Annotated in this window: 15 protein-coding genes; 8 read left to right on the top strand and 7 right to left on the bottom strand. The window is 57.0% G+C overall.

What is annotated here, in order from left to right; translation table 11 throughout:
* From ABJK70_RS03340 to ABJK70_RS03325, 4 genes are all read left to right on the top strand, one after another.
* Window positions 1–1,040 (top strand): uroporphyrinogen-III C-methyltransferase (locus tag ABJK70_RS03340; RefSeq protein ID WP_347257407.1); only part of this gene is annotated, 1,040 nt, incomplete at its 5' end.
* Entirely contained in the window at window positions 1,037–2,320 is a 1,284-nt protein-coding gene (locus tag ABJK70_RS03335; RefSeq protein ID WP_347257406.1) for a heme biosynthesis HemY N-terminal domain-containing protein, read from the top strand. The genes ABJK70_RS03340 and ABJK70_RS03335, both read left to right, overlap by 4 nt.
* 446 nt (window positions 2,321–2,766) lie before the next feature.
* Window positions 2,767–3,561: an FRG domain-containing protein gene (locus tag ABJK70_RS03330; protein ID WP_077727916.1), complete on the top strand. Its 795-nt coding sequence runs from the start codon at window positions 2,767–2,769 to the stop codon at window positions 3,559–3,561.
* 90 nt (window positions 3,562–3,651) lie between these two features.
* On the top strand, window positions 3,652–4,887 hold the full coding sequence (locus ABJK70_RS03325) for an ABC transporter ATP-binding protein (protein ID WP_086133071.1): 1,236 nt from the start codon (window positions 3,652–3,654) through the stop codon (window positions 4,885–4,887).
* Window positions 4,888–5,067: 180 nt separating this feature from the next.
* Here ABJK70_RS03325 and ABJK70_RS03320 read toward each other — a convergent pair whose 3' ends face one another.
* The 3 genes from ABJK70_RS03320 to ABJK70_RS03310 all read right to left on the bottom strand — a co-directional run bounded on the left by ABJK70_RS03320 (window position 5,068) and on the right by ABJK70_RS03310 (window position 7,368).
* Window positions 5,068–5,895 (bottom strand): endonuclease/exonuclease/phosphatase family protein, encoded by an 828-nt coding sequence (locus ABJK70_RS03320; RefSeq protein ID WP_240502353.1) that lies wholly within the window; start codon window positions 5,893–5,895, stop codon window positions 5,068–5,070.
* A gap of 65 nt (window positions 5,896–5,960) precedes the next feature.
* Window positions 5,961–6,608 (bottom strand): thiol:disulfide interchange protein DsbA/DsbL, encoded by a 648-nt coding sequence (locus ABJK70_RS03315; protein WP_156879481.1) that lies wholly within the window; start codon window positions 6,606–6,608, stop codon window positions 5,961–5,963.
* Between the two features lie 157 nt (window positions 6,609–6,765).
* Window positions 6,766–7,368, bottom strand: a complete 603-nt coding sequence (locus tag ABJK70_RS03310) for a c-type cytochrome (RefSeq protein ID WP_077728115.1) — start codon at window positions 7,366–7,368, stop codon at window positions 6,766–6,768.
* Window positions 7,369–7,492: 124 nt separating this feature from the next.
* On the opposite strand from ABJK70_RS03310, the gene yihA reads away from it, so the two are divergent.
* Entirely contained in the window at window positions 7,493–8,119 is a 627-nt protein-coding gene (gene yihA, locus ABJK70_RS03305; RefSeq protein ID WP_086133070.1) for a ribosome biogenesis GTP-binding protein YihA/YsxC, read from the top strand.
* A gap of 215 nt (window positions 8,120–8,334) precedes the next feature.
* On the opposite strand, the gene polX is transcribed toward yihA, so the two are convergent.
* Window positions 8,335–10,059, bottom strand: a complete 1,725-nt coding sequence (gene polX, locus ABJK70_RS03300) for a DNA polymerase/3'-5' exonuclease PolX (RefSeq protein ID WP_347257405.1) — start codon at window positions 10,057–10,059, stop codon at window positions 8,335–8,337.
* Window positions 10,060–10,068: 9 nt separating this feature from the next.
* The gene (rtcA, locus tag ABJK70_RS03295; RefSeq protein WP_077727910.1) at window positions 10,069–11,142 is read right to left on the bottom strand and encodes an RNA 3'-terminal phosphate cyclase; all 1,074 of its coding nucleotides are present in this window, start codon (window positions 11,140–11,142) and stop codon (window positions 10,069–10,071) included.
* 385 nt (window positions 11,143–11,527) lie between these two features.
* Here rtcA and ABJK70_RS03290 point away from each other — a divergent pair, with 385 nt between their 5' ends.
* From ABJK70_RS03290 to ABJK70_RS03280, 3 genes are all read left to right on the top strand, one after another.
* The gene (locus ABJK70_RS03290; protein WP_240502352.1) at window positions 11,528–11,875 is read left to right on the top strand and encodes a hypothetical protein; all 348 of its coding nucleotides are present in this window, start codon (window positions 11,528–11,530) and stop codon (window positions 11,873–11,875) included.
* 215 nt (window positions 11,876–12,090) lie between these two features.
* Window positions 12,091–12,792, top strand: coding sequence for a TVP38/TMEM64 family protein (locus tag ABJK70_RS03285; RefSeq protein ID WP_086133068.1), 702 nt, complete (start codon window positions 12,091–12,093; stop codon window positions 12,790–12,792).
* 118 nt (window positions 12,793–12,910) lie between these two features.
* Window positions 12,911–13,333, top strand: a complete 423-nt coding sequence (locus tag ABJK70_RS03280) for a hypothetical protein (protein WP_077727908.1) — start codon at window positions 12,911–12,913, stop codon at window positions 13,331–13,333.
* A gap of 5 nt (window positions 13,334–13,338) precedes the next feature.
* On the opposite strand, the gene ABJK70_RS03275 is transcribed toward ABJK70_RS03280, so the two are convergent.
* Window positions 13,339–14,352 carry an FAD:protein FMN transferase gene (locus ABJK70_RS03275; protein WP_347257404.1) on the bottom strand — a complete coding sequence of 338 codons (1,014 nt, stop codon included), beginning with the start codon at window positions 14,350–14,352 and terminating at the stop codon, window positions 13,339–13,341.
* A gap of 32 nt (window positions 14,353–14,384) precedes the next feature.
* A complete protein-coding gene (locus tag ABJK70_RS03270; RefSeq protein WP_347257403.1) occupies window positions 14,385–16,106 on the bottom strand; it encodes an SLC13 family permease in 1,722 nt (573 codons plus the stop codon).
* Window positions 16,107–16,158 lie beyond the last annotated feature (52 nt).

Below are 16,158 nucleotides of genomic sequence, written 5' to 3'. Positions count from 1 at the left end.
CCAAGCAGGAAGGTCTGGGCGGCCAATTGACCAGCAAGGACCAGCAAATCATGGAGTTCACGCGGCAGTTGAGCGCGATGCAATCCGAGATGGCCACACTGCACTCCCAGCTCGCCACCCTTCAATCTCAGGTGACGACGGAGGATTCGAAATTCGAGCGGCTGATCGGCGATCAGTCCGCCCAGCTCAACGAGAGATTGAACCTGACGCGGAACGAACTGAATGAATCGGTTCAGCGCATCCAACGACAGCTCAACAAGACCCGTGGCGATTTGTTGGTAGCGGACGCCGAGTACCTTCTGAGCATCGCCAACCAAAAACTTCACCTGATCGGCGACGTGAAAGCCGTAATTGCTGCCATGGAGGCCGCGGACCAGCGCCTGCACGACAGCGGCGATCCGGCGGTGTTCAAAGTCCGGGAAGCGTTGGCCGAGGAAATCGAAACTCTCCGGCGGCTCAACGCTCCGGATATCGTAGGACTTTCCTCCAGACTGCTGGCTCTTGAAAGCAAGGCCAAGGATATTCCCCTGTTCTTACCCCATGCGGGCAAAGTCAGCGAACACGACGACACCCCCGAAACGGCCGAACCCGCCGCGGGGGCTGAAGGTGAAGGGCCGCTCGGTTCCGCGCTGGACAATATCAAGGACCTGGTAACGATACGCCGCACCGATCGGCCGGTAAATGCCGTTCTCCATCCGGAACAGGCGGAGGCGCTACGTCAAGTTCTGCTGCTCAAGCTGGAAACGGGCCGAGCGGCGCTCCTCCGAGGCGACGAAGAGATGTACAAAGCCAATCTGGCCTCCGCGCGCGAGTGGCTGAACGAGCACTTCGATCCCGACGCGAAAAAAACCCAGGAGGTCGCCGCGGAAATCAGCGCACTGGCGGACCAGCCGATTCGCATGCCATTCCCGGATATCAGCAAGTCGTTAACTCTCTTGCGGAACATCGAAAAGCTACGTCTGGAAGCCGAGCAGGCCGAGACGAAGGCCACTGGGGAAAAGCAATCCGGCGAGGCACAACCTGCGGGAGCACAGCCGTGAAAAAAGCCTTCATCTATGTGTTGATCGCCGTCTCGATCGCCGTCGGAGTGGGCTTTTTCGTTCACCGCCGATTGATCGCCGGCGACGCGGGCTATGTCATCATCGGCTACGATCGCTGGGTGCTGGAATCCTCGCTACTCGTGATCCTGGTCACTTTGATCGTCGCTTTCGTTCTGTTCTACTTTTTGGTCCGCGTCGTCTTGCAGGCGATGAGCATTCCCAAAGTCCTCAAAAAGCGCGGTGGCGAACTTCGTAGCAAGCGTTCCCAGGAAGCCTTGATCACAGGGCTCATCGAAACGGCCGAGGGCAATTGGGAGAAGGCGGAGCGGAATCTGATCCGCCATGCCGCAGACAGCGGCGCGCCGCTCATCAACTATCTGACCGCCGCACGGGCCGCACATGCACGGGGCGCCGTCGAACAGCGGGACGAATATTTGAAGCTGGCCCGTGAAATCGCGCCCGAGTCGGAGCTAGCGGTCGGCCTGACCCGCGCGGAATTGCAGTTGTCCAACAAGCAATTCGAGGAAGCGCTGGAGTCTCTGACTCATCTGAACAAGATCGCCCCGAGCCACGCCGCTGTCTTGAGGCTGACTCACCAAGCCTATGCCCAAATGGAAGATTGGGAAAGTTTGCGCAGCCTGCTTCCCGCCTTGCACAAGAACAAGGTTTTGATGGAAGCGGAGGTCAAACTGCTCGAAACGGAAACCTACAGCGCTCTGATCAGACAAAAATCCGAATCTCGCGACGTTACCGCCTTGCGGGAGGTTTGGGCGACCGTTCCCGAGCACATTCGCGCATCCACGGGAATTCAGTCCCTCTATTTCGCCGCCATGATCGAAGCCGGTGCCGGCGAGGAAATCGAGGACGAGCTGCGCCGCGCTCTCGGCGACGAGTGGGACGAGACCCTTCTAGTTCTCTACGGTTGCATCCAGCTATCCGACCGGGAAAAGCAGCTCAAGCATGCGGAAACCTGGCTGGGACCGCATCCGAAAGATGCCGTTCTGTTCAGGGTACTGGGCAAACTCGCCATCCACTGCAAGCTTTGGAATAAGGCCAAAGACTACCTGGAAAAAAGCCTCAACGTGGAACCCAGCGTCGAAGCCTACCAGCTCTTGGGTGACGTGCTGCATCAGCAAAACGACTTCGCCGCCGCCTGCCATTACTATCGCAACGGATTGATGTTCGCTTCCAGCGAAGTGGTCGCTCAGATCGAGCAGAATCCGTCCGGGGAGGCTATGGAGCCGGTGGAGGAAGAGCTTGTTTCGAGCGCGGCTCAGTAAAAGAGATGTGTTTTGCGACCAACAGAGCAGCCATCCGGATTCCCTCCGTTGAGACACACGCATCTTGCTGCTTCGTAGAGTATACACAAGCGCGGCATGCTATTGTTCCGGCCGTTTAGTGGAATCCTGTTTTGTGCGGCTTTCCGTTTTCCAATGATGGCCGGTATAGGATGGGCTGGGCCTGCGAAGAACGATGCGTGTCCTGAGCCCTGTCGAAGCTGGTATAGGGCGGAATAGCGTACTCGCGTATTCCGCCACATGGGGAGCCGTCCCATTCGGCGCATTACGCTAAAGCTAATGCGCCCTACACCAAGGTGCCCTAAGCGATCTGCAAGATGGGCGTAAGGAAGTGTACCCCATAGTCGGTACATCGAACTAGAATGTGCTCTACGATACGAATCGATATCTCTTGACCATCGCCTGCTCCCCCCGACATGGAAAACGTCATGAACGACATTCGAGTCGCGAATTGGTCCGAGCTGATGCGGGCTCTGTACGACATCCCGAAAAATGCTCTTCAACGTTATCGATCGGATCTCGTCTACCGAGGCTTGGCCGACGCCTCTTGGGGACTCGAAAACAGCCTGTTGCGGCTCGGGGGTGATTACATCAACGTCGAGAAGCCGATGTTGCGGGGCTTCCGGAAATATGCGGAGCCCGGATCCATACCGGCGGAAACGCTCTGGGTGCAGTTGGCCGTTGCTCAGCACTACGGCTTACCGACCCGCCTTCTGGATTGGACCATTTCGCCTAAGGTCGCAGTGCATTTTGCCACTGCCGAGGAGCAATATTACGACCGGGATGCTGCGATCTGGTGCATCAATGTCGTCGAGGCCCGATCCCTGTTGCCGGAAAAGCTTCGCGAAGTGCTCAACCGCGAATCCGCATTTTTGTTCTCGGTCGAAATGCTGGAATTCATCCAGTCTCTAGACGAATTCGACCGCTTGGCCGAGAATGGCCGCTTCGTGCTGTTCTTCGAGCCGCCGTCGCTGGACGCCCGCATCGTCAACCAAGGCGCGATCATGTCGGCAATGCCCGGCGCAACCTTGGTCCTCAGCGAATTTCTTTTGAATCATCCAGCCCTTTATTACCGCATCATCATCCCGAAAGAAATTAAATGGGAAGTACGGGACAAACTCGATCAGGACAACGTCACCGAACGGATGCTCTTCCCCGGCCTCGACGGGTTGAGTCGATGGTTGAAACGCTATTACGGACCGGGTCCCTGCCGTACGCACTAAACGGACAGCCGGCTTAAGCATCGCGTTTACAGCCTTACATCAAGCCTTTAATCGCTGACGCCTTACTTGTTTTCACAATCCAGACCAACCGTGTCTCAGCCAGCAATTCTGTTCGATGGCGTCGGAAAAAAATTTCGCCGGTCACTGAAAGCCGATCTGCTCTATGGCTTCCAAGACGCATCCCGGAGCATGCTCCGCCTGAAACCGTTGGAGCGTTTGCGAAGCGAAGAGTTTTGGGCGTTACGCGATGTCTCCTTTGCCGGACGGGTCGGCGAATGCATCGGAATCATCGGCCCCAATGGAGCCGGAAAGAGCACGCTGCTGAAACTGGTGAATCGGGATTACCGGCCCGATCGAGGCCGCATAGCCATGCGCGGTAAGATCAAGTCCTTGATCCGCCTAGGCACGGGGCTTCAGCCCATGCTGACCGGCCGGGAAAACATTTATATCCAGTGTGCGCAACTGGGACTCGACAAACGGGAAACCGACGCCAAACTGGACGACATCGTAGCCTTTGCCGGACTGGAAAAGTCGATCGACGCGCCGGTCAAGCATTATTCCGACGGCATGTACGCACGACTCGAATTCTCGATCGCCACCTGCGTCCCGACCGATGTCCTGCTCGTCGATGAAGTCCTGGCCGTTGGCGACGTCGCCTTCCAGTTGCGTTGCCTGGAGCGGCTCAACAGCCTTAAACACAACGGGACGACGATTCTATTCGTATCCCACTCGGAAATGAATATTCGGCATGTAGCCGACCGCTGCCTGCTCCTCTTCGATGGCGAGGCGCTGGCGTTCGGGGAAACCGACCAGCTGTTTCTCAAGTATTACGAATCGATAGGCTATCTCAATCGGCAACTCAAACCGTTGGAAAACGCTCCCGAGATGCCGGCGGATTTTACCGGAGCGGCTTCGATACGAACGTTAGCAGTCAAAGGACAGGAAAACACGGACAGCGTGAAGGTTTTCACCGGGCAATCCGTGGATTTTGAACTGAGCTATGCTGCCGCGGTACCGGTGGAATCCGCCGGCTTGGTGCTCCAATTTTGGACCCAGACCGGCATATTGCTCGCTTCCATCTATTCCGAAATGGAGGGCAACCGGGGTTCACTTAAACCGGCTGGCGGACAGTTACGGCTAACGTTGCCGTTCCTGTCGCTGACGCCCGGAATTTACCGCGTCGCGGGCGGCTTCGCCTCGGCCGGAGGCTGGCTCGGCTATTGCGGGAGTCTGCTGACGCTGACCGTCACCCAGAAAGACGAGCGAGCTTACGAAGGACTATTTGTGATGAATGCGACAGTCTCGGGTGCGGATGGGATGGGCTAGTACAATTTTCGCCGCAGCGGTGCGAATTGAGAACTCGGCGCGCCCCCCAGAAGTCAGGCCAAAATAAGTCGTAGGTCGGCAATCCTGTGCCGACAAACCTGCTGTCGACCTGCGGCTTACATCCAAAATGCACACATAGCCCGCAACAAGGGATTGCCGACCTACCTCCGGTGCGGCCTCTCAGGCAGCGACCGCCAACTGATCGGGCAATTCGACTTCCATCGCGATGGGCAGGTGATCCGAGCAGGCAAAATTGATCACCTGGACATTCGTCACTTGAAGACTCGGCGTTACCAAAATGTGATCGAGCATTTTATGCGGGCGCCAGCTCGGAAATGTCTTCAACTCACACATCGGGTCGCAGAGCTCGGTTGCGGAAGTTAAAAGATTGAGCTCCGGCGAATTCGGCTCGCAGTTCAGGTCTCCCATCAAAACGACATACGACAGATCGCGGATCAATTCGCTGATAAACGCGATCTGCTTGAGCCGGGCACGCCTGCTCAACGCCAGATGCAGAATACACAGATATAACGCATCGTCGCCCACCGCCCCGAAGCGGGCCAGCAAGGCGCCCCGACCGGGCAGGCCAGGGAGCTTATAGTCATGAATGAAGTCGGGCTTGATGCGGCTCAACAGCCCATTGCTGTGCAGGGCCAGATTGCCGATGCGTCGGTTGACCTGGTTGTGCCAATAGGCAAAACCGGCGGTTTCCGCGAGATATTGGGTTTGAACGATGTGATGGCTGCGTGCGCCGCCGCCGTCGACTTCCTGAAGACCAACGATATCGAAAGGCTTGAGAAGATGAGCGATTCGAATCAGATTCGGAAGTCTCTTCTGAGAGGGCCAGATGTGCCGCCAGCTTCCGGTGATATAGTCCCTATAACTGGACGTTGTGATGCCCGTTTGAATATTGAAACTTGCGAATCTGACACGCCGCTTGTTAATCGGCGCGGTAGCCTCCAAAGAACTCGCAACAGCCCGAGATGTCATGACAGTACTAAGTGACACGATACCCCCAACCTGCTCGCCGGTAACCCCGGCTGCATAATGTTGATTCTTTCATGTAAACACAATTATTGGGCACCCTTTGCCCCACTGGATTCCTTTTCGATTAAATCGTTCATAATAGCGATCATCCGAGGAAACGATTTGGCCTGCTGAGGAGCGATTCGGTATTTCCCGTTGACAATGACGTTGGGCGTTCCCGTCACACCGTAGCGCGCCGCCATGGTTTCGGCCTGCCTCATCTTCGTATCCACGGCAAACGATTTATAGGCCTTGCGAAAATCGCCGTCGGCGACGCCATGGTCGGCGAAGAACTTGGCCAACTCCGCCTCGCTCTCCAGAGCTTGCTTCTTGTTTTGGATGGCGTCGTACAAATCGGCATGGACCTTATCGAGTACCCCGAGCGCTTCGGCCGTATAGTATGCCTTGGCGTGAGCCGCCCAGCGTGCATTGAAAACGGCAGGTTGTCGAATAAAAACCACGTTATCCGGCTTCTTCTTCAGCCAGGCATTTAAATCCGGTTCGAAGTGATAGCAGTGGGGGCAGCCATACCAGAAGAACTCCATGACCTCGACCTTGGAGGGATCGACAGTTGTTTGCGGCGGATTCACCAACTCGTAATCGACGCCTTGTTTGAACTCCTCCGCCTTAGCCGCTCCAAAAGCCGTAGCCGAAAACAACACCAAGCAAGCCAGCAAACTCAACGCCGATTTCATTAAACAAGCTCCGCTCTGAAATGATCCGAACCGCAAAAATGATCGAGAATCGAGCCGAACTTTCGCCCGGACTCGCCCAATGGTAGGGATTTTAAACCGAAAACCATAAAAAATGTGCCGACAATACCGAAAAATGAGCGATTTCGACTGGCGGATCTCATCGTAATCCCGACGTATAACTGGACACAGCGGTAATTTCTTCGTCGCTCAACTTAGCCGCGATCGCGCGCATGATAGAATTTGCATCGTTGGCTCGAGCACCTGCCTTGAAATCACTCAAAGTCTTTTCGAGATAAGCGGCGTACTGGGCGCGCAGAGCAGGAAATTTCGCGGACGGATTGCCGGCGCCGTCCGGGCCATGGCAACCGGCGCAAGCCGGAACGCCGGACGAGGCATTGCCGGTGCGGTAAATCGTCTCTCCTAGCGGATTAGGCGCCTCTGCCTTTTCCAGCGTGGTCTTTTGCTGGGCATAGTAAGCGCTGATGTCGTCTATATCCGCGTCGGACAGAGGCTCAGCCATCGCGGTCATGGTCGGATTGGCTCTTTTCTCGCTTTTGAATTCGTGCAACTGCTTCGCAAGATATGAAGCATGCTGACCGGCCAACTTGGGAAATATAGGCGCATTGCTGTTTCCGTCGTCACCATGGCAACCGGCACAGGGCTCCGATTTTTCCTTTCCTGCCGCCGCATTTCCTTGAGCATAAGCGAGGGAATGACCACTCAACAAAATGAAACAAACCCATAATGCACACTTCCCCATCATTGACTCCTCGCTCTGGCAAACCAAATAAAGTTCTCTCACGCCGACCTGCGGCTCGTTTTTTAGAGCGCCAATCAAATACAGGTAGACTACAAAAGTCAACAGCTTTCCCGATTCGATTCTCATGAAAACCGCTTATCAAAATACCCGGTACCTGACGAGTGCGCCGAGCGTAAAAAATGCGCCGCCGGACGAAGGCTTCGAAATCGCCTTCGCGGGCCGCTCCAACGCCGGAAAATCGAGCGCGATCAATGTCATCACGCAGCAGAAATCGCTGGCGCGGGTCAGCAAAACGCCGGGGCGGACCCAGATGCTCAATTTTTTCCAAGTGGACGATCAGAGACGATTGGTCGATCTCCCCGGCTACGGCTATGCCCAGGTACCCGAGGCGATCCAGAAGAACTGGCGCCAGGCTCTGGAGTCTTATTTCAGCGAGCGCCGATCATTACGCGGGGTATTTCTGGTGATGGACATCCGCCATCCTCTGACGCCTTTCGATCACCGCATGATCGAGTGGTGCCATCACTGGAAGCTTCCGCTGCACATCGCCTTGACCAAGGCGGACAAACTCAGCCGGGGGGCTGCGCTCCAAACCTTGCGCAAGGTTGAAGCCGAATTGAACGCGCAAGAGGGATTAACGGTCAGCCTTCAGCTCTTTTCGGCACTCAAGCGGTTTGGATTGGAGGAAGCCTGGTCCGTGTTGGACCGCTGGCTGGAGATACCTCAATCGCAAGAGGCCAAAGCCCCATAAAAAGAAAAAGCTCCGAGGCAAATGGGGGGACATACCTCGGAGCGAAGTCCCGGCTTGGGGGGGATGCCGGGCGAATGACACTACTCAAAGGGAGGAGATGAGTAGTTCGCGTCGTTCCTGACACTTAATCGTTGTGACCGCCCCTATGGATAAAAGTTCAACCGCTTTGTCATGAGCTCTCACTTTTCGGGAGACGATGCGCCTCGTTTCGGACGCTAAAAGGTCTGGCGAAGCAGCAGACGCAGTTCCTTCAAGCTGCGGGAATTCAGCACGTCACGGGACTCCAGCCAGCCGCGTCGGGCCTGTCCGACGGCGTAGCGCAGATTCCTGAAGTCCAGGGTGCTGTGCGCGTCGGAGTTGAGACTGATCAGCACACCCTCGTCCTTGGCTAATTTGCAATGAGTATCGGCAAGATCGAGGCGCTCCGGATTAGCGTTGAGCTCGAGAAAACACCTTCGCTCTCTGGCCTTGCGGATGATGCGAAGCATGTCGACATCATAGGGCTCTCGGCGACCGATCAATCGCCCGGAGGGATGCGCCAGAATGGTGAAATAGGGATGATCCATCGCGCGAAGAATCCGCTCGGTCTGTTTGTTCCGGGGCAGATCGAATCGGCTGTGTACCGCACCGACGACGATATCGAGCCGGCTGAGCACATCGTCCGGCAAATCCAGATCGCCATCCTCCAATATGTCTACTTCGATGCCCTTGAGGAGAACGATGCCGTCCAGGGTTTCGTTCAGCCGATCGACCTCGTCCATATGCTTGAGCAAGCGGATCGGATCCAGCCCATGGGCTACCGTCAGCCGGCGGGAATGCTCGGTGATGGCGAGATATTCCAGGCCATGGCTTCTCGCGGCTTCAGCCATCTCCGGGATAGTATTGTGACCGTCCGATGCTTTGGTATGGGCGTGAAGATCGCCCTTGAGATCGGACAGTTCGACCAGCTTCGGCAAACGACCCGCTCGGGCCGCTTCGATTTCGCCCCGATCTTCCCGCAATTCCGCCGGGATAAAGGGCAATCCCACAGCGGCAAAGACCGATTCTTCGGTATCGCCCGCAACCCGCTCGTCGCCTCGAAACACCCCGTATTCGTTGATTTTTAGGCCCCTCTCCTGCCCCAAATGCCGAATGGCGATGTTATGCGCTTTGCCGCCGGTGAAATAATGCAGAGCCGCGCCGTAGCTTTCCGCCGGAACCACTCTGAAATCCACTTGCAGTCCGCCGCGCAGCAACACACTGCCGCGCGTGGGACCTTGTGACAAAACCTCCGCAACGTCCTCGTACTCGACGAAACGCTGCATTACGGGGCTTCCCGATTCCGCCGCCGCCAAGATGTCGAGATCGCCCACCGTCTCCTTGGCACGGCGATAGCTGCCGGCAATCACAACCCGCTCGACGCCGGGAACCCCGTTCAAATAATCGAGCAAAGGCGCCGCGTATTGCTCGGCGGCGACGCGCGTGTAACGCCCGGCTCCGCCACCATGAGCCTCCAGCGCGTCGGCGATGTGCATCTCGGTTTTTTCACCAAAGCCGGGAAGTGCCTGTATTCGATGATCGCGTACCGCACGCCGAAGCTGAGCCAGAGTTTGAATACCGAGTTCGCGGTAGAGCGCTCTGACTCGCTTTGGACCCAATCCGGGGATTTTCAAAAGTTCCGCGATGGCCGGCGGCAGCCGTTTGTGAAGCTCGTCCAGCGTCTTGCAGTGGCCAGTGTCGACGATTTCTTTGATCTTGCCGGCCAAGTCGGCGCCGATGCCCGGCAATTCGGTCAGGTCCTCGCCCTTTTGCACCATCGCGCGAACGTCCTTGCCCAGTTCCTGGAGTATGCGGGCCGCGTTGTGATAGGCGCGGACCCGAAACACGTTCGCACCGTCGATTTCCAGAAGATCGGCGATTTCCCCGAAGATCGCGGCAATGTCGGCGTTACGGACGGGCATAGCGGGTACTCACGGATTCGGAAAGACGCGCACCAAACCGGCGGTGGCCGAGGTCGATATCAATTCGACTTCGGCGATACCGAAACGCTCCACCACCCACGCATTGGTCGAAAGATGCCGGGTCATCGGATCGACCGAAAAAACGGACTCGCCGTCGGCCAGAGCGCAAGGCAACACCAATTGATCCGCCAGATGCTCGTCCACCGAGGCATTCGTATGATGGTGCTCCAACAGTTTTGCGCAGGCATCTTCGGCGACTTGCTCCGCCGGCTTCCCCCGCTCGCCCAAGGCGCTGAAACCGGCCAGAGAACGCTCGTAGCGCGCGACGAGGAAAATCCCCGCCCCCGGACAGGCCGCCTGAACGGAAACCGCGTCGATCTCGCAAGACATGTTTTTTCGTCGCAGTATGGTCTCTGCTCGGTCCGCCATGCGTTTGACCACATGCTCGGGAAGATTGGCGGCAAGCGCCCGGCCGGAAATCTCGACGAGTTCGCCTCGATCCGGCACATTAAGAGAGTGCAGCCTCTTTCTCGTTCCTACTCCGGTTCCTCTCGTCTCCAGCAGCACTTCACCCTTTCCGACCGGGTACCAGCCGGATCGTTCCAGACTGAGTTCGGCGCGTACGCCCATGAGCTTCAAATAAGGGAGCCACACGTCATGAAGATAATCGAACGGCGGGCTCAGGGGCACGTGCGTTCCGCCCCGCAACTCGACCCGTGAGCCGCCTTCGGTCAACGCCAAAGGCAGCAGCACCGTTTGTAGTACCAGCGACACTGCTCCCGCGCTGCCGCCTTGCCTCGCTTTCGCGACATCGAAGAGATAGTCGCCGGCCTTTGGCTTTGTCCGCGGCGTGAACGTCAGAGTCCTGGAACCCAATTCGGTCCCGCTCAGCTCGGCATCGCAAAGCTTAGCCGCCGCAAACACCGCCGTCAGATGCTGGGCAGCCAATCCCGGCTTTTTCCGCCTCGCACGGATGTTTTCGATACGTACCGGACGGCCGGTAATGGTGGACAGGCAGAGCGTGGTCCTAAGAATTTGCCCGCCGCCTTCGCCGTAGGAACCGTCAATAACGATGCGATCCATGGTCTCAGTCATCTATTCCTCAAGAATTTTGATCAATAGAACGAGCGTTCATCATTGCAATGAAATACTCCTCGGTGGCTTAATTAAGATGCTAGGCAAGGCGCCGCATACTTCCCGAGACTGCCGAGCGAATGCTGCCCAGGATAGAAACCACCGGGGCGGTGGTGGTTTATTAATCAGGCCCGTAAATACCCTCCTGGTATTTCGGGCCGCCGCCCAGGCCGGTACACGCCCGGCCTGGGCTCACGCGGCTTGTCGCCGCGCCGGGGCATCCCTGCCCCGGATTAACCCGGCCTATATTTATAGGCCGGGTTAATAAGTCTCTAGGAATGAGGGTCACCGACCGATTCGGCCCTCACCGGACAGAACCAAGGAGGATTTTCCCATGTCCACAAGAAACTTCGTTATTCCCTTCTTCGCCTGCTTGTTGATGAGCAGCCTGCCCTTCAACGCCTCCGCAGCAGCACCCAGCATGTGGTGGGATCACCTGGACGGAGGAACCATGAGTCAAGCCGATTGCGTCAACAAGGGCGAATCGATATTAAACGCCGAGAAAGCAGGCAGAATCAGCAAGGACGAGGACTCGGTCCGCTCATGGAGCGAACATATCACCGGAGTGGTTGAATGTTTGAAGACGGACGGCGGTTTGATGATCATGGTTTTGGTAGGCAGCGATAACACGGTTGCAGGCAATGCCCTGTTCAACGCGCTGAAAAACGGAATGAAGCGGTAATTTCACTTGCCGGCCTGCCCGACCGCCGGGCGGGCCGGCGGAAACACGGATACCATTCTTTTCGGCCATCGCGCCTGAAAAAAATGGTTCGCGAATGCCCGTCGAGTTCAGTAGCGCTTCCTTGAAAACGGACTCGGCGAAGCAGTCTGTCGCCCAATTTTCGCGTTACTCCGACCGCCTGTATACTGACCTCGGCTTCCCCCGGAGAACGCGTCATGCCCGACCAACTAAAGCGCTTCTACGGCAGAATCGGACTGGTCCTGCTGTTCGTCGCCGTGCTGTCCGCCTTCTTCGCTCTCGGAGGAAATCAATGGTTTAGCCTCGAATTCATCAAGGAAAATCGTGATCGGCTCATAGAATTTACCGAGCGGCATTACCTACTCATGCTGCTCGCCTCGGCATCCCTCTACGTCGCTTCGACGGCATTCAGCATTCCGGGTGGAGCGATACTGTCGCTGACGATGGGTTTGCTGTTCGGACGTTGGCTGGGCACTTTGGTGACGGTGATCGCGTCGACCCTGGGCGCTTTGCTGGTGTTTTTGGCGGCACGCTTCGTTTTTGCCGACCTCGCCCGCGCCAAATTGTCGAAGTCTCCGATGGCTACGAAAATCGTGAAAGGATTCGAGGGCGACGCTTTCCGCTATTTGCTTTTCCTGAGACTGGTTCCGCTTTTTCCGTTCTGGCTGGTCAATCTGGCGCCGGCCGTAACCAACATTACTGCCCGCACCTATTTCCTCGCCACGCTGATCGGCGTCATTCCCGGCAGTTTCGTTTACGTCAACTTGGGACAGGCTTTGGGCGAAATCAGCGACATCAAAGATATCTGGTCGCCGGAAGTGATTCTCAGCTTTACGCTCCTCGGCCTCCTGATCGTGCTTCCCGCTCTATTACGAAAAAACCACACTGAACCCGAGTAAACGACGCGGCCGCAACGATACGGCAAACGTGGTTCCACCGTCTTGACAGGGTCGGGAACTCATCGCCTTCCCGCTCTCTCGAAGGAACGAGCCATTCAACAAGCGATCGGAAAAATCCATGAACCGCGCGATCACCCTCAATTTCCATTTTGCCGTCTGGTTGTCGATCCTGGGCGGTATCGCTGTCCTCGGCAATCTCAACCTCGTCATTCCGGAAGCGGAGGGATTCTACGGCCCTATGCGGAACAACCTATTCATCGTCGTCGGCTATCTATTGATCAGCCAGATAGTGCTGTGGTACTTCCGTTATCGCCGGGGGAGCCGCATCGAAGCGCTGCTCATGGGACTCATCTTTCTTCTGACCGCAGGCGGCGTCGAGCTGTACGCCATGCTCAACGACCTGCCCATCAGCCAGATTTTCGTCTTCGCCTTGGTTTACCTGGGCGCCTCGCACATCCTGTATTATTTCGGCGAGCACATGATGGCCGAACCGCGCACGGAACGTACTTCCGAACCGAAGCGGCGGGGCTCAGGTATCTAAAAAAACTAAGGCGCGGGAGCACTCATGAATTGGCTGCTCATATGCTCCTTGAGTTCCTGACCGTCCCGGTAAATGAACAAGGCTTTAAGTCCCTCCGTTTCGGCAATCCGGGCTCCCTCGATTTCACCCACGCATAACAGAGCCGTCGACCAGGCATCCGCCAAAGTCGGATCGTCATGCAGAACGGTGACGGACAGCAGATTGTGGGTCACGGGACGACCGGTCTTCGGATCGATGATATGGGAGTAAGCTTGCCCGCCCGACTCGAAAAAGTTTCGGTACGTACCGGACGTCATCACGGCCGCGCCGTTTTCCTGATGGATGTCCAGAATGCGCTGGACCTCCCGCACCAGCGGCGTGGGCTTTTCGATAGCCACCCGCCAAGCCGCCCCGTTGGCTTTGCGCCCCTTGACCTTCATCTCGCCGCCGATTTCCGCGAGATAATTGTGAATCCCCCGGCTTTCGAGCCGATCGGCCACGGCGGCCACGGTATAGCCCTGCGCGATGGACGACAAATCGATGGTGAGTTCGGGATCCGATTTGCGGATACGCCCGTTTTCCGCATCGATTTCCAATTTGCTCATGCCCACATGAGCCAAGGTCCGGTCGATTTCGCCCTGTTCCGGCACCCGGTTTTCGTGCTTGGAAAAACCCCACAGATCGAATAAGGGCTTTACCGTAAGATCGTAGCAGCCTGCCGAGCGCTGGTTGATCTCCTTCGCGATCGCCGCCAGCCGGATGATTTCCGGAGAGACCGAAATCCAGTCGGTCGTTTTCTGCTGGTTCACTCGGGAAATTTCCGAGTCCTCGCGCCAATTCGACAGTTTTTCGTCGACCAGCTTGAACACGGCTTCGACGTCGGTCTTGACCTGTTCCGGCGCCGCCTCGACCTTATCCATCACCATCTTGATGTGGTAGGTCGTACCCTGAATCGCCCCGGAAAGCTCGGTTTCGGCCGCTCGTTCGCAGCCGGTAAAGCTTAAGATGATCAGCAGACAAGAGATGTATCGAAACGTCATGAGAAAAAACCGAATGAAACGTGCGGCCGGTGCTATGGATGAAACGGCCACACCCAGGGAATGATACTCAGCGCCACGATCCCCATCAGAATGTTCAAAGGAACGCCGAAGCGAACGAAATCGCTGAAATGATAACCGCCGGGACCGTAAACCATTAAGTTGGTCTGATAGCCGATCGGGGTAGAAAAGCCCATGGACGCCGCGACCATTACGGCAACGATGAACGGCCAAAAACTGACATCCAGTTTGTCGGCAATGGCCAAAGCCAGGGGAAACATCAATACCGCTACCGAATTATTGCTGAGCAGTTCGGTCAGCACGACGGTCAAGAAATAAAACAGCACCAGCACCAAAAGCGGATTGTCTCCGGCGAGATTCAGAAAACCCTGCGCGATTCCCGATGCCGCACCGGATACCTCCAGGGCTTTGCCGAGACCGAACGAAGCCGCTATGGCAAGCAACACCTGACCGTCCAGGCTTTTCCTGGCGGTCGGCACGGAGCAGCACCCCGTCAGCAGCATGGCGGCCGCACCGAGCAGGGCCGCTTTCAGCATGCTCAACCATTCGAAAGAAGCGCTCAGCACCACGGCGGCCAAAATCAACCAGGCCATGCCTGCACGCTCGTGACGAACCGGCAAATACTCGGATACCTGACTTATCAGAAGAAAATCGTTGGAATTCCGATGCCGCTCCAGGAAAGGCGGGCGGACATCGAGCAACAGCGTGTCCGCCGGCTCCAAGCGAATTTCGCCGATTTTACCGGAGATACGCTGACCGTTGCGCGCCACGGCGATCACCGAGCCGCCGTAGACCATGCGGAAACGGCCTTCCTTGATGGTTTTGCCTACCAGCGCGCATTGCGGCGAAACGACTACCTCCACCAATACGCGCTCGCGGTGCTTTCTGTCCTCCAGGGTAAACGACTTGTCGGCCGACGGGAGCAGACCCTTGATCCGCTGCAATTCCACCACCGAATCGCTCACGCCCGCGAAAACCAGTTGATCGCCGGGCTGGAGGCGCTCGTAAGGTCCGACCGCCGCCAACACTTCATCGCCACGTTCGATTTCGACCAGATAGAGCCCTTGTAAATGGCGAAGACCGGCCTCTTCGATGGTTTTACCCACCAAGGCTCCATTGTCCTCGACCGACATTTCGACCGTATATTCCTTGGGATTTTCGAACACGGCGCTGGCGGGTTTGCGCTCGGGCAACTGCTTGGGCGCCAACAACAAAATGTAGATCATCGTGAGAATCGAACACGGAATACCAACCCAGGCGATGTCGAACAATCCTAGCCCCGGCCTATTGCTGTGCAGTAGAAGCCCGTTGACGATCAGGTTGGTGCTGGTGCCGATCAAAGTGATCGTTCCGCCGACGACCGCCGCGTAACTCAGCGGAATCAGCAGTTTCGAAGGCGAGATTTGCAGGCGCTTGGCCCAGGTGAGAACGGCAGGCAGAAAAACAGCCACCAAGGGCGTATTGTTCATGAAGGCGCTAACCGACGTGACCGGCACGATCAGCCTCAGCAACGCCCCCCGCAGGGACTTCGGGCGCCCGAGCACATGCTGGACCAGCATATCGACGCCACCGGTCTCCCGGATACCCGCCACCACCACGTACATCAGCGCGACGGTAATCATGCCTTCGTTGGAAAAACCGCTCAAGGCTTGATCCGGCGTCAGTACACCGGATACGAGTAGCATCACGACTCCGCCCAGCAGTATCAGCTCAGGCGCGGCGGACGTGAAAAGCATTAAGCTTAAGCACCCCAAAACCACGCCGACCGCGAGCCAAGCTTGTCCACCC

It is taken from the genome of Methylocaldum sp., assembly GCF_039794385.1.
Classification (GTDB): Bacteria; Pseudomonadota; Gammaproteobacteria; order Methylococcales; family Methylococcaceae; genus Methylocaldum.
Note: the sequence above shows the minus strand (reverse complement) of the source record. Positions and strands in the feature narration are given on the sequence as shown.

Bases quoted from the DNA above. Each gene is read 5' to 3' on its own strand.
- ABJK70_RS03270 (WP_347257403.1), bottom strand. From the start codon at position 16,106: ATGCTTTTCACGTCCGCCGCGCCTGAGCTGATACTGCTGGGCGGAGTC.
- ABJK70_RS03290 (WP_240502352.1), top strand. From the start codon at position 11,528: ATGTCCACAAGAAACTTCGTTATTCCCTTCTTCGCCTGCTTGTTGATG.
- ABJK70_RS03275 (WP_347257404.1), bottom strand. From the start codon at position 14,352: ATGACGTTTCGATACATCTCTTGTCTGCTGATCATCTTAAGCTTTACC.
- yihA (WP_086133070.1), top strand. From the start codon at position 7,493: ATGAAAACCGCTTATCAAAATACCCGGTACCTGACGAGTGCGCCGAGC.
- rtcA (WP_077727910.1), bottom strand. From the start codon at position 11,142: ATGGATCGCATCGTTATTGACGGTTCCTACGGCGAAGGCGGCGGGCAA.
- polX (WP_347257405.1), bottom strand. From the start codon at position 10,059: ATGCCCGTCCGTAACGCCGACATTGCCGCGATCTTCGGGGAAATCGCC.
- ABJK70_RS03280 (WP_077727908.1), top strand. From the start codon at position 12,911: ATGAACCGCGCGATCACCCTCAATTTCCATTTTGCCGTCTGGTTGTCG.
- ABJK70_RS03330 (WP_077727916.1), top strand. From the start codon at position 2,767: ATGAACGACATTCGAGTCGCGAATTGGTCCGAGCTGATGCGGGCTCTG.
- ABJK70_RS03310 (WP_077728115.1), bottom strand. From the start codon at position 7,368: ATGGGGAAGTGTGCATTATGGGTTTGTTTCATTTTGTTGAGTGGTCAT.
- ABJK70_RS03315 (WP_156879481.1), bottom strand. From the start codon at position 6,608: ATGAAATCGGCGTTGAGTTTGCTGGCTTGCTTGGTGTTGTTTTCGGCT.
- ABJK70_RS03285 (WP_086133068.1), top strand. From the start codon at position 12,091: ATGCCCGACCAACTAAAGCGCTTCTACGGCAGAATCGGACTGGTCCTG.